10 protein-coding genes are annotated in these 13751 nt (G+C 62.8%); 2 read left to right on the top strand and 8 right to left on the bottom strand.

All coding sequences use genetic code 11. The annotated features are described in order from the left end of the window. Window positions 1-8: 8 nt before the first annotated feature. From GFD18_RS04720 to GFD18_RS04700, 5 genes are all read right to left on the bottom strand, one after another. The gene (locus GFD18_RS04720; protein ID WP_163228261.1) at window positions 9-1283 is read right to left on the bottom strand and encodes an ABC transporter permease; all 1275 of its coding nucleotides are present in this window, start codon (window positions 1281-1283) and stop codon (window positions 9-11) included. Window positions 1284-1329: 46 nt separating this feature from the next. Continuing rightward, window positions 1330-2658, bottom strand: a complete 1329-nt coding sequence (locus tag GFD18_RS04715; RefSeq protein WP_163198594.1) for an ABC transporter permease — start codon at window positions 2656-2658, stop codon at window positions 1330-1332. Window positions 2659-2679: 21 nt separating this feature from the next. Further along, a complete protein-coding gene (locus GFD18_RS04710; RefSeq protein ID WP_163198597.1) occupies window positions 2680-3951 on the bottom strand; it encodes a DUF2318 domain-containing protein in 1272 nt (423 codons plus the stop codon). Between the two features lie 263 nt (window positions 3952-4214). After that, complete coding sequence (locus tag GFD18_RS04705) at window positions 4215-4865, bottom strand: iron transporter (protein WP_163198600.1); 651 nt, start codon at window positions 4863-4865, stop codon at window positions 4215-4217. A 69-nt stretch (window positions 4866-4934) separates the two neighbouring features. Next, entirely contained in the window at window positions 4935-6683 is a 1749-nt protein-coding gene (locus GFD18_RS04700; protein WP_163198603.1) for an FTR1 family iron permease, read from the bottom strand. A gap of 232 nt (window positions 6684-6915) precedes the next feature. Here GFD18_RS04700 and GFD18_RS04695 point away from each other — a divergent pair, with 232 nt between their 5' ends. Then, window positions 6916-8322, top strand: a complete 1407-nt coding sequence (locus GFD18_RS04695) for an FAD:protein FMN transferase (RefSeq protein WP_163198606.1) — start codon at window positions 6916-6918, stop codon at window positions 8320-8322. 153 nt (window positions 8323-8475) lie between these two features. Here the strand turns inward: GFD18_RS04695 and GFD18_RS10940 are convergent, their stop codons facing one another. Both GFD18_RS10940 and GFD18_RS11275 read right to left on the bottom strand, forming a co-directional pair. Then, window positions 8476-8826: a hypothetical protein gene (locus GFD18_RS10940; RefSeq protein ID WP_191997318.1), complete on the bottom strand. Its 351-nt coding sequence runs from the start codon at window positions 8824-8826 to the stop codon at window positions 8476-8478. Between the two features lie 451 nt (window positions 8827-9277). Then, on the bottom strand, window positions 9278-9406 hold the full coding sequence (locus tag GFD18_RS11275) for a hypothetical protein (protein ID WP_263863971.1): 129 nt from the start codon (window positions 9404-9406) through the stop codon (window positions 9278-9280). 183 nt (window positions 9407-9589) lie between these two features. On the opposite strand from GFD18_RS11275, the gene GFD18_RS04685 reads away from it, so the two are divergent. Then, a complete protein-coding gene (locus GFD18_RS04685; RefSeq protein WP_225432895.1) occupies window positions 9590-12208 on the top strand; it encodes a pectinesterase family protein in 2619 nt (872 codons plus the stop codon). Window positions 12209-12523: 315 nt separating this feature from the next. Here the strand turns inward: GFD18_RS04685 and GFD18_RS04680 are convergent, their stop codons facing one another. Beyond that, complete coding sequence (locus GFD18_RS04680; protein ID WP_163198609.1) at window positions 12524-13564, bottom strand: aldo/keto reductase; 1041 nt, start codon at window positions 13562-13564, stop codon at window positions 12524-12526. Between the last annotated feature and the right edge of the window lie 187 nt (window positions 13565-13751).

Raw genomic sequence — 13751 nt, 5'->3', positions numbered from 1 at the left:
TAGGAGCGTTATTCCTCGCGGAGCACGACGGCGGGGTCGATGCGCGAGGCACGACGGACGGGGATGACAGAGGCGAGCACGGCGATGAGGATGCTCAACACGACGGAGCCGATGCCGAGCAGCCAGTTGAACGCGAGCCCGCGGTCGAACACGGTCTGGCAGAGAATCCTCGCGAACGCGTAGCCGACGGCGGTGCCGAGCACGCCGCCAATCAGACCGTAGAACGCGGATTCCACGTAGAATTCCGTGCCGACACTGGCGGAACTGGCGCCGAGCGCCTTGCGCAGGCCGATTTCGTTGCGCCGCTGCGAGACGATCGACGCCATCGTGGTCGAGACGCCGACCAGCGTGAGCACGAGCACGACCACCGACACCAGCCAGAACAACGTCTGAAGCATGGTGATGATGCGCGTGTTCGACGACGTGATCTTCGTGACCTGCTGCGCCTTGACACCAAGCGAGGTGTCGGCATTGATGGCCTTGACGATGCTGCCCAAACCGTTCGCGTCGGCGCCGGACGAGTATTCGACGACGTCGGCGCCGCGCTGGCCGGCCAGCTTGGCGACGTCGGATTCGTCGGCGTAGACGATCTCATCCTCGCTGCCACCCGTATCGACGATGCCGGCGACCTCGAATTCGGTGCCGCCGCCCTCCATGATGTCGGAGGAGACGCGGCCGTCGCGCGTCTGCTGGCTGTTGGACTGCGACTGGACCTGATTCTGCGTGGCGTCGGCCGATTGGCTGTTGTCCGCGCTGCCATCCGTCGAACCCGACGAACTACCCGCGTTATCCGACGCGCGATACGCAATCGTCATCGTCGAACCAATCTGCAATCCCATCGCATCGGCCACGTCGCGGCCAATCAGCACCTTGCCGGCGGACGGCCATGCGCCGTCGACCACCCAATGCTGGTTGAGGTTGCGCACCTCGGCAGGATTGATGCCGCCGAGCACATACGGCGCGGAGTTGATGCGCACCGTCTCGTAACGATACGTGGCGGATTTCGCCGAGCCATGAGCCGTGACCAGCGACGTGGCCTGCTTGATGACGTCGGCCGGCATGCCGCCCTTCGAGGCGCCCGACTCCGACGGTGTGACGATGAGGTTCGCACCATACGCACGCATCTCGTCGTTCATCTGCTGCGGCACAACGAGACACACGGCCGCCAGGCAGAACAGCGTGGCCGCACCGACCAGCGACGACACCACGGCCATCGCGGCGCGCGAACGGCGACGGAACACCGCGCCGAAGATCATCGTCGCGAACATGCGACGGTTGGTCATGGGCCGTGACGACGCCTTGCGCGTCACGCCCTTGGAAACCTTGGATTTACCGACCATGGAGCACCTCCGCCGGACGCAGCCTCAGAATCGAACGAATCGACGAGACGGAGGCCACAAGAATAGTCAACGCCAACAATACGAACACGAGAACGAACACCATCGGACGCATGGTGATGCCCGAGCCGAACACTATCTGGCCGACGATCTGCGCGACGCCCGAGCCAAGTCCGGCACCGACGATTGCGCCGACCAGTGAAATCGCGGCGGTTTCGGCGAGCATGAGCCTCGATACGGCGCCGTCGGTCGCGCCGATGGCCTTGAGCAACGCCAGTTCGCTGGAACGTTCGGAGATCGACGCGGCCATGAGATTGGCCACGGCGATTGCGGCGGCGATCAACGACAATGCGGTCATGAGAATCATCACGGCCTGCGTCTTGTTCATCACGTCACCCTGCAATGCGGCCACCTGCCGCACCTGCTTGGCCACGGAACCGGGGATGACCTCCTCGATCTGGTAGGCGATGGAGCTGGGATACGCGGTGCAGTACCAGGTCTCCCACTCCTCCTGTGTCAGGGCCGCGGGGTTCTTCGCGGCCTTGCGCGCCAAGTCGTTCTCCGGCGTGGTCAACGCCTTGACCTCGACCTTGTCGACGGAATCGGGCAGATTCGCCAGCACCTGCGCGGTGGACGACGGCAGATACAGCGAGCCGGCGTCATCGTCGCCGGAATCGTAGATGCCGACGATCTTGAGCGGCTGGGAGTTCCTGCCCTTATGCAGGGTGATGGTGTCGCCGACCTTCACGCCGAGCGAATCGGCGAGGTCCTTGCCCATCATGCCCTCGGCGGAATCGTCCTTCGGCCAAGCGCCGTCGACCGTCCACCATGAGCGCATGCCCTGCACGCCGGCGACCGTGCTTTCGCCGGTCGCCAGATGCAGCGTCTTGTTGAACCATGTGCCGACAAGCGGGATGGTCTGCGATTTGCTGCCGGACGTATCGATCTGAGCGTGGATGTTCAGCTGCGGCGCGAAATTCGTGATGTTGAACGCCCAGAAGATGGTCTTGATCTTCGGAACGTCGGATTCCTTGAGGAACGCCGTCGGGTCGGCGGTCTCGCCGGCCGTGCCATCCCCGGCCGCCGCGCCCGACCCGGATTCCATGGAATACAGGTCGGAGATCACGGCGTCGGACTTCGGCTGCACGGTGATGTTGGAACCGTATGACGAAAGTTCGGCGTTGAGTTTGTCGCCGACGTCGAAGACCACGCCAAGCATGGCCACCGACACCGTCGCCGACAGGCAGACGGTGACGGCGATCAGCATACGGCGTTTGAACTGCCGGCTGAACGACCGGAAAATCATTTTCAGAAAGAACATGGGTTGCCTTCCTTACCGCCGTCAGAGCTTGAAATGCGCCGAAAGGGCGTCGAGGTCGGACGTCTGGATGGTGATGGCGCCGTTGCCGGCCTTGTAGGGGAACGGCACGGGGTTGCATCCGCCCTTGAAGCCGATGGTGGCCAAGTTGATAGCCACGTCGCACTTCTTGCAGATGATCTTGCCGTCCTTCTCGTAGTAGCCGGCGTCGCCGCAGTTGTCGCAGGCGTCGAGTCCGACGCCGTATGCGCCGCCGTTCTTCTTGATGATGATAAAGCGCATCGTGGTGCCGTCCTTCGCCTTGTATTCGAAGCGATGGAGATGGCCGTCGGCAACTTGGGAGAACTTGATGGTGGCCACGCCCTTGGACAGCGAATACGATTCGGGAGGCGACAACGTCGGGGTCTTGTTGATTTCGGCCACGCCGACGGTAAGGGTGACGGTCACGCCGATCATGGCGATGAGACTCCATACGGAGGCGGCGACGGCACGACGGCGGAACGCCTTGTGCGTGCGGACGATGGCCTCGTTGGCGCCGGTCATCGGCATATGGAAGCCGGCGATGACGGATGCGATGGCGGGCACGATGAACACCCACGCCTGCGCCATGATGAGCTGCGTGTTGTGGTTGATGAACCAGACAAGCAGTGTGAACAGCGACAGCGGCATGTACATGAGCAGGTCCTGCTGCATCTGGATGAGCGCCGTGAAATGCTGCACGAACAGGATGACGGCGACGGCCAGCGCGGCGAACGTGAACGCCGGGCGCACGGCCGTGGAGCGCATGGTGCGGAAGATGGCGGCGATGACGACGCTGGCTCCCACGCCGAGCAGGAAGCCGAGGGCGCGCAGCAGCATGGCGGAGGTGAAGACCGGGTCTCCCGGCTCCACGAAGATGGTGAGCTGCAGGATGACGTCCGGCAACGCGTAGAAGATCGCGAGGGCTATGCACACGGCCGCGACGCCATTGCTCACGTGAAGCAGGACCGGCCGCTTATGCCAGTTCTTCGTGGTGTGATGCGCCATGACGATGACGATGATGGTGAGCACGTCGACGATAATCGCGCAGACCAGCACAGGGAAGTTCACAAAGGTGCGCTGGTTGATGACCGCGGTGGCACGCAATGACGCGAAGATTATCGCGGCGACGAATCCGATGGAGAATCCCCATAGACGCCAGCGCGCGCTGATTGGTTTGTCCTTGCCTTCGCCGACGGTGAGCATGACGCTCAGGCACATCACCAGCAGCGCGACCGCCAATGTGCCGGGCATGACCGTCACAAACTGTTTAAGCATTCGTTTCGCTTCTTTCCTAGGGGTCCCTTAGGATTCTTGAATTTTGTGGTTCCGCGCCTAAACGCGAAAAATCCTTCCGCCGTTGTCGTTGCGATTTTCGGCAGAAGGAGAGGCTGGTAGGCTCCCTCTGATGAGGGAGCTGGCCGCCATAGGCGGACGGAGGGAGAGACTATGAGTAGGCCGTCATGTTCTCTCCCCCAGTCAGCTTCGCTGACGGTCCCCTCATCAGAGGGGGACGAGCGGCGGCAGACCCTGGGGCTACATCACCACTGACGCGGGGTGTACTTCCAGTTGTCGAAGGTCACCTTGAGCGGGGAGGTCCAGAAGCGACCGGTCACACCGGTCTCCTTGTCGACGTGGAGCATCCAGCCCTTCTCCTCCGGGGACTTGATGTTCAGCTCGAGCTTGTAGTTGCCGGCCTTGTCGAGCTTCACGTTGGCGCCGTAGTGCGGGCCGTCGGAGGCGTTCATCTGCATGAAGGTACCGGAGCCGACCGACTTGTTGGTGGACTTGTCGATGATGTTGTAGGCGACGGTCAGGTCGGGGATGAAGTCACCCTTGCCGTAGCCGAGCTTGGTGCCCTCCTGGTTGGCGTGGATGTCGGCCTCCAGGTGGAAGCTCGCGTCGGCGGCCTTCAGGCCCATGCCGGCGGGCTCCATGTCGATGGGCTGGAAGTAGACGGCGCCGACCATGAGCGGGCCGACTTCCTGATCCTGGTCGGGGCCGACCGGGACCTCCTCGAAGCCGGCGGAATCGCTGCCGGAATCCTTGGAGGAGTCGGCGGAGGCGGAGGACGAGGTGTCGGACTTGGCGGAGCTGGAGCTGTTGGAGCTCGAGGAGTTGCCGCAGCCGGACAGGGCGAGGGCGCCGGAGAGAACGATGGCGGCGAGGGCCATCAGCTTGCTTTTCTTCATTTCTCTATCCTTTAGTTACTTGTTTTACTTGTGTTGGTAAATTGCTTTGCCAAAATCTTGGGGAGGCGATCACTTCGTCTCGAGAGCGGACTGCACCTTGCGCTTGCGCTGCTTGGCGAAGCCGACCGCGAACAGGGCGAGCACGGCGATGGCCGCGAGGACCTGCGCCACGATGGTCTCAACGTACGGGTAGAAGCCGAGCCAATCGTTGGTGGGAACGCCCTGCAGGTACATGCCGGAAAGCGCGTCGCCTTCGATGAGCGCGTGCACGCCGCCACCGGCGAAGATGACCACGAGCACCGACATCAGAATCGACGTGACAAGGAAGAACGGGCCGATCGGAATCTTCACCGAAGTGAAGCGGATGAGCAGGAAAACGATGACGAGCACGACCGCGGCGGCGATGCCACCGATCCACATGCCCTTGGAATCCTGGCTCATGGAGTAGATGGACTCGTAGAAAATCACCGTTTCGGCGCCTTCGCGGAAGACCGCGAGGAAGCTCAGCATGGCGAGCGAGACCACGGTGCCCATCGTCGTGGTGTTGGCGACGTGCGCGTCATGCGCGGCGGCGACGGCGGACTCGGTCTTGTTCCTGATGTAGCGGTTCCACGCCTCGACGGACGACTTGTTGAGCATCCAGTTGCTGGTCCACAGCAGCATGGCCATGGCCACGAGCGCGCAAACGCCTTCCATGATCTCCTGCACGGGACCGGAGCCGCCGAACAGCAAGCCGAAGATGACGGCGATGATGCCGGAGCCGACGAGGCCGGCGAGCACGCCGAGGTAGATCCACTTGACGAACTTGCGGTTGTCGGACTTCACAAGGTAGGCGATGATGGCGGCCACCACAAGCAGAGCCTCAAGGCCCTCGCGGATAAGCACGAGGAACGCCTGGCCGACGGAGCTGGTGATGAACTTGGTGACGCCGTTGACCTGGGCGCCGCCATCGAGCTTCTGGGCGTCCTCCTTGAGCATGGCCTTGAGGTCGTCGACGTACTTCTTGGCATCCTTGAGCGGCTCGCCGTTGTTCATGGCCTGACGGCATTCCTTGAACTGGTATTCCACCTGGGAGACGCGGTTGCCGCCGATGGCGTTCATCACGTTCTTCTCGAAGCCGAGCTTCTCGTAGTACTGGTAGTAGGCGTTGTTGACGAGTTCGGCGCCCTTGGCGCCGTCGCCGTCGGCATAGGCCTTGTAGGCGTCGTCGAGGATCGGGGTCATCTCGTCGGCCACCTGCACCCACGTTCGGTCGCCCTTGCCGTCGTTCTTCTTCTTTTTGGCGTCGAGGGCCTTGCGTTCCTTGGCGGTCTGTTCGGCACGCTGCTTGGCGTATTCAGCCGGCTTGGCGAGCTTGGCGTTGGCGTCGAGCGTGGAGGCCGTAGAGTCGAGGTCGGCGGTCAGCTTGCTCACCTTGGCGGCGAGATCGGCCTCCTTGCCGGCGGTGTAGGCGCTGGTCTGCAGGTCCTGGAACTGCTGGGTCTGGCTCTGGTATTTGTCGGCGCCGATGGTGTCGTTGACGACCTTGCCGAAGTTGGCGGCCTCATACGTGGACCACTGCGCGGACTGGAAGTCTGCGGCCGCGCCGGCGTTGTCGCCGGACTTGTAGGCGGTCTGGCCGCTGGCGAGCTTGGCGTCGATGGCCTTGGCGACGGCGCTCCACGTGGCGAAGTTGGCCGACGACGATGCATCGGAGTCCGCGGCCTGGGCCGTGGACACGAGCGGCGTCGTGAAGAACGACGCCGCCAATATCAGCATCATGGCGAGCGCCGCGCCCACACGCACGACGACATCGAACACTGAACTACGTGACCGCATGATTTCCTCTCAAAAAACCTTGGTTTTTCGTGGTTCGAGAACATGTCAAGGCGTGTCGCGCATGAAATCCAAAGAATTTTTCTGTTTCGGAAGGCGCACTTCCGAAGCGGGAAAACCCTTTAAATTCTTGCGGTTCTCGGCAATCCCTCGAATCACAGGACCAACGTATGAGTGTTTTTGCAAAAAATAAAGTCTTGATTTTTTTGATGATGCATGATAGTATGTCTGGTCTTTGCACCTTCAAACCATGCAACCACACCACCCCGCGCCACCCGCGAACTCGTTCCGCGCACCAACCACTATGTGGAATCCGGATGGCGACACTACCATGTCAGGTATGGACATCTCCCCCTCGCACCGGCTCCCCCACATCGCCGCGTTTCCGCAGGCGCTGGGCACGGGCATCATCATCACCTGCTCGAAGCGTATTCCCGCAGGGCTGCGGCAGCGTATGGCGGGACTCATCGAGGATTTCGAGGATGCGTTCTCGCGCTTTCGCGCGGATTCATCGGTCGGCCGCATCGCCACGGCGGAGCATGGCGGCACGTTCGCGTTCCCCGACGGCCTCGGCGCGGAGGCGCTGTTCGCGCTCTACGACCGGTTGTTCGCGGCTTCTTGCGGCGCGGTGGACCCGCTGGTCGGCGAGGAACTGACGAAACTCGGCTATGGCGCCGACATGGCGTATCGGATGCGCGTCGGCACGGAATCGCCCGAGACGGTCGGAGCTTCCAGTCCCGACATGGAGGCGGCGACGGCCCCTGCGAATCCGATGGGTAAGGGCACAGAAGGTACGGACATGGTCGACTCTGACTTCGGCAAGCGACCTGCCGAAGCCGGCGTTTGCGGCGTCGCTTCCGTAAACGATTTGCGGAAGCGACCGACGTGGGGCGATGCGGTCTCGCATTCCGGCAATGTCATCATCACCACGCAGGTGGTCCAACTGGATTTCGGCGCGGCCGGCAAGGGCATGATGGTGGATCTGCTGGCGAATATCCTCGACAGGGAGCTGCCCGGCGCCGCTTACGTCATCGACGCCGGCGGCGACCTGCGTATTCACGGATTGGCGCAAACCCTAAAGCCCTCCGCGGCCTCTTCCGCAACCGAGCCGCTGACCATCGCCATGGAGGACCCGGACGACACCGCCCAGGCCATCGGGACCATCGCCATCACGGACGGCTCCCTCTGCGCCTCGGCGCCCAGCCGCCGCCATTGGCAGGTTCGTTCGGGTGACGCCCTGCGCGAGGTCCACCATTTGCTGAACGCCCTTGACGGGCAGCCGGCCGACGACGTCAAGGCGACGTGGGTCTTCGTACCGGTGCCGACGGCCGCCGCAACGGCGCCGGAGTCACGATTCGGTTCCGTGCAGCCTCCCGCATCCGAAGCATCCGACAATGATGCCGGCATGAATGACAGCGCCTCAACGCAAACGCATGAATGGACGGCAACGGATATCGCCCGCCTCTACCCCACAGCGTTGGCCGACGGCCTGGCGACGGCGTTGTTCGTCTCCGACGCCGGCGCATTGGCGGCGGCGTTCGCCGCACCGGACGAGACGCCGCTTTTCCAATGCGCGCTCATCGACATCAACCGCAACGCCGCCGCCTCACCGTCATTTCCAGGACGGTTCTTTACGGCATGACATCATCGTCGCAACGCCGTCCGCAATCCTCTGGCAGGAGAGACCACACCTCCGATCATCGAATCTGAATCACTTCAGCCCGGCAATCGGAGTGCGGCTCATTCCCCGACTTCTCCAATCATGTCCGGTCACTGCTCAATCGATTATGATCGATCAGTCGTCGTCCCGGTCATCGTTGTCGTCGTTATCGTCGTTATCATCGTTGTCGTTATCGTCGTCGGCATCATCGTTGTCATCGTTACGGTCATCCGCATCATCATCACGATCGTCCGCGTCGTCGTTCTGATCGTCATCGTTCCGGTCGTCGGCGTCATCGTCGTCGGACGAATTGCCGGTGTCGGACGTGCCGGTGTTATTGGACTGACTTGGCGAGTTCGCGGGCGCGCCGCCTCCTCCCCCGCTGCCGCCGATGCCGCAGGCGGACAGGCCGAGCAGCATCAGCACCGCCGCAAGAGCGGCGAGCAGCGACATGATTCGACGGTTGGATGCGATTTGCATACGCATGATGGTTCCCTTCATTGGTCGTTCGCATCCTCAATGCTGCGAACGATTGTTCATTCCCGACGACGCCGGTCGCATACAACCCCAATACATCATGTCTTCGCGAACGCGACATCGCCTCGGGCTTCAGCAAACGTTCAGCCCTCTTTCAGGGTACAGAACCGTGGAGGGGAATTCTCCGGCGAACGTCCCTCAAACGTTTGACGGTGCAGAATCTCCACGAATTGTTTATCGAACCGACAGGAACCGAAAACACCGTAAGATTCCCATCCGTTGCTCCACACACAACCAATCGGAACCGAAAACACCGTGCGGTTCCTGTCGGTTGCGGCATATACGACGGATGGGAACCGCAGCAGCGCCACGATTCCCACTCGTCATCACACATCCAACGCATGGGAACCGAAAAGGCACCATGGTTCCTGTTGGTTGCTGCATGCACAACAGACAGGAACTACAGCAGCGCCACGGTTCCTTTTTGTTGCAAAGACACACATTGCACGAGGGCCATTGGAAGCAAGAGACGTTTTTGCGTCAGGCGAACGACTGCGGTTTCAGTGAAACGAACATCAATTTCATGCATATATACCCCTTCGCATAACCCCATAAAACCCCCTACGCAATCGCTCGCCGATATCGGCGCATCAAACGTTCTACGGTTTGATGCGGTGGTTGGGCTTGTTTTGGGGTTAGGACAGCCACACCATCTCTCCAATCGGACAACGATTCCCACCAACGATTGCGAAGCATAATGAGAAGAAATTCATTGACCATATTCATGGGCGCATGCGTGGCCGCCATCATGACGGCGACCTTCGCCATGCCCGCCAGCGCGGCGACGACGGCAGCATCGGACGCCACGCCTACGCCGTCCAGCAGCGCCGCAACGCAGAACGCCGCGGCAGACAATGCCACCGATGACGGCAGCGCCGACAACGGCAAGACGACCGACGCCAACGGCTCCGCCGCGAGCAAGCAGGATGCCGACACCACGAATAACGGCGGCAGCGCGAACGGCAACAACGGCACCAACGGCACCAACGGCACCGACACCGACGACACTGCGGACTTCCCCGGAACGCCGGGAACCGTGGAGCCGAAGGACGTCACGACGACGTTCGACACCACGAACGGCCTGAAGGACGCCAATGGCGCGCCCATCGAGGCCGACGCCACGACCGGCATCGCCAAGCTTGAGGCCGCCAAGGGCTCGTTCGGCGGTCTCAAGATCGATGCGACCACCGGCAAGTTCGCCATTCGCGGCGCGAACAAGGACGTACAGATCAACGCCGGCACGGTGCTGTATGTTCCGGTGGCCTATGACGCCAAGGGCGTCTCGCTGAAGATCGCCACCGCCGGCGGCGACGCCGCCATCACCGTGGACGGCAAGGCCGCCACGACCAACCAGACGGTCGCCATCAACGGCAAGCAGACCGACTTCCCGAAGTACGTGACCGTGAACTTCACCGCAGCCGCATACGCCACCGCCGTGACCGTGGACTACGGTTCCGACAGCGGCTACGGCACGCCGGATGTGAAGGCCGTCGACCGTACCTACACGTTCAACACATCGAAAGTCGCGCTCCTCAAGGACGCGGCCGGCAAGCCCGTCGACGCCGCCAATCCGGCGATCCAGGGCGCCAAGGGCAGCTTCGACGGCATCCAGGTCGATGCGCTTTCGGGCAAGTTCTTCCTGCGTGCAAGCGATACGCAGGTGAATCCCGGCACCGTGCTGTATCTGCCGATCGCCGCCGACGCCAAGGGCGCGACGGTCACCGTGCAGGCCAGCGGAGCCAACGGCGTGAAGCTCACGCTCGACGGCGACGACATCGCCGTGGGTTCGGCAGCGGTCGTGAATGCCAAGGAGACCCGCTACGTGCCGCTTGCCGTCAGCAGCACCGATCCGGCGCAGCCCGGCAGCCTCTATCTGACGTCGATCAGCGTGGACTACGGCTCGAACGAGCCGGCCACGGCGACGCGGACCGTCACCGTCGGCCACGGCAGCCAGTACCGCTACCAGAGCATCCAGAAGGCGCTCGACGCCAACGATTCCTCGCTGACCGACCGCCTCGTGCTGCAGATCGCGCCTGGCGACTACCGCGAGAAGGTCACGGTCTCCAAGCCGGGCGTGGTGTTCGAGAACGGCGACAAGACGGCGTCGCAGCCCGTCGTCATCCACGAGGCGTACTACGCGGCGATGGGCACGGTGACCCCGCAGGCGGACCCGAAGTACGACGCCTCGCGCGCGGCCGGCACCAACACGTCGGGAACGGTGAGCGTGCAGTCGGGTGCGGATGGGTTCACGGCGTACGGCATCACGTTCCGCAATGATTTCAATATCTCCGTGCACCCCGAGGCCGGGTCGCAGACCCCGGCCGTGGCCCTGTACACGGCCGCCGACAGCATCAACCTCGTCAACTGCCGGCTCATCGGCCGCCAGGACACCGTATGGTTCAACGGCAACGGCCGCGTGAACGTGGAGAATTCGTACATCGAGGGAACGGTCGATTTCGTGTTCGGATCCGCCGACGCCTACATCCACGACACGCAGCTGCATATGGCGCATTTCGCCGGCAAGGACAACGGATACTTCACCGCACCGAACACGAACAAGGCACACACCGGTCTGGTGTTCGACAAGTGCCGGTTCACCGCCGACGCCGCCAATACGAAGGTCACGCTCGGCCGCCCCTGGCAGACCGAGGTGAAGCAGGTCAAGAACGCCGCCGGCGTCATCACCGGCTATGACTTCTCGAAGCAGGAGGGCGCCGATGGTCAGGGCGTGTACCCGCAGGGCGCATCCTCGGCCACGACGCTGCTGGAATCCACGGTGGCTTCGAACGTCGGCGCGAAGGTCTCGGGCACGAAGACCGTCACGCGCTGGAGCACCTGGGGACGCAAGCTCGACGGCAAGAACCTGGATGTGACGTATCATCCGGCTGTTCGTTTCGTGGAATACAATTCGACGGACGAGAACGGCACCGCCGCAGCCGCCTATGACTATGATTCCAAGCTCGGCGGCGACAATACCAAGCGCACCGACTTCCTCGTCGGCCGCGGTGCGACGCTGAGCGCCGAGCAGCTGACCGCCAAGCGCGCGGAACTGCTTGCGGCGATGCATATCGGCGGCGGCCTTGGCGATTGGAATCCGTCGTTCTCGTACGTGGGTGAAGGCATGGCGGTCACGCCGACGACGACGCCTTCGACGCCGGGCAACGGCGGTAGCGCCGGAACGAACGTCTCGACGGGCGCGGCAGGCGCCGATGACGGCCACGGCGACTCGCTGTCCAAGACCGGCGTCGACGTCATCGCCATCGCTGGAACGATGCTGATGATCGCCGCGGCAGGTGCCGTTATGACGTATCGACGCATGCTCAAGCGCTGAATCAGCCGAAATAGGAACGGCATAAAGCCACCCGCAACAACCGGCAGGAACCGAAAACATCATGAGGTCCTGCCGGTTGTTTGTTATGCAACGGAAAGGAACCGGGAGGGCGGTACGGTTCCTGTTTGTTGTTACCCGCGCAACGGACGGGAACCGAAGGGACGTTTCGGTTCCCGTTGGTTATCGCACACGCAACGTATGGGCGCCGGAAAAGCGCCTCCGTTCCCATTGGTTGCCACACATACGACGGAGGGGAACCGAAACAGTGTTGCGGTTCCCCTCCGTTGCATAGCGGCAACGTTGCGGCAACGTTTTTTACCGGGCGACCGCCGCGTTGAGATAGTCGAGCTCGGAGGCGGTCAGCGACAGCGTGGTCGCAGCGAACGAATCCTGGATTTCATGCGGGTTGCGGGCGCTGGGAATCGTGAACAGACGGTCGTACTGCGCGAGTTCCCACGCGAGCGTGACGCGCTGGTATGAGCATCCGCGCGCGGCGGCCACTTCGCGGAACGGGTCGTACTTGTGCTGGTCGACGGCGTCGAGGAATCCGCCGAGCGGCGACCAGCAGACGAACGCGAGTCCGAGTTCCGCGCAGTATTCCAGCGTGTGGTCGGGGTCGGGGTACGACGGCGAGAACTGGTTCTGCACCGCGACGAGACTGTCGCCGAGGATGCCGCGGGCGATGTCGATGTCGCGGGCGTCGACGCGCGAGATGCCGACGTGACGGACGACGCCCTCATCGACGAGCCGCCTGAATGCTCCCATCTGGTCCTCGTAGGGCAGCTGTGGGTCATTGCAATGCGAGTACAGCAGGCTCAGCGAGTCGACGTGCAGACGGCGGGCCGATTCCTTGGCCTGACGGATGATGGTCTCGGGACGGGCATCGGTCTGCCAGCCGTATTCGCCGAAGTTGTTGCCGGAGACGGCGCCGGTCTGGTCGGCGATGGCGGATTTGGGCTGAGCTGTGGAATCGGCCTCGGAGGTGGCGGGAACCCCCTCAGTCTCGCTATGCTCGACAGCTCCCCCTGAGAGGGGGAGCCAAGAAGAAGAAACGCTGAGGGTGCGCAGCCAGCCGGTTTTGGTGGCGACGAGCACGTCGTCCTTCGGGCCGTCCCATGTGGCGAGCGCGTCATATACGAGCTTCTCACCGTAGCCGAGATCCTCGGATTCGCCGGTGCCGGGCTTGCTGGGCAGATAATACGACCATGCGGTGTCGAGGTAGCGCACGCCGGCGTCGAGCGCGGCGTGGATCGTGTCGATGGCGACGTTGCGGTCGGCCGGTCGGCCTTCGATGGCGAGCGCCATCGTTCCCATGCCGAGCCTCGGCGTCTCGTATCCTGCCAGCTGTGCCATCATGGCCCCTTTCGTCGTATCGCTCCCACCATCCTACGCGACGAGGGTGGCGAACTGGCTGTTGTACAGGTCGGCGTAGAATCCGCCGTCGGCGAGCAGTTCGTCGTGGGTGCCGCGTTCGATGATGTCGCCGTCCTTCATCACGAGAATCATGTCGGCGTTCTTGATGGTCGAGAGGCGATGCGCGATG

The sequence above is a fragment of the Bifidobacterium saimiriisciurei genome (assembly GCF_010667655.1).
Lineage (GTDB): Bacteria > Actinomycetota > Actinomycetes > Actinomycetales > Bifidobacteriaceae > Galliscardovia > Galliscardovia saimiriisciurei.
The sequence above is the reverse complement of the archived record's forward strand: the minus strand, read 5'-3'. Positions and strand labels throughout refer to the sequence as shown.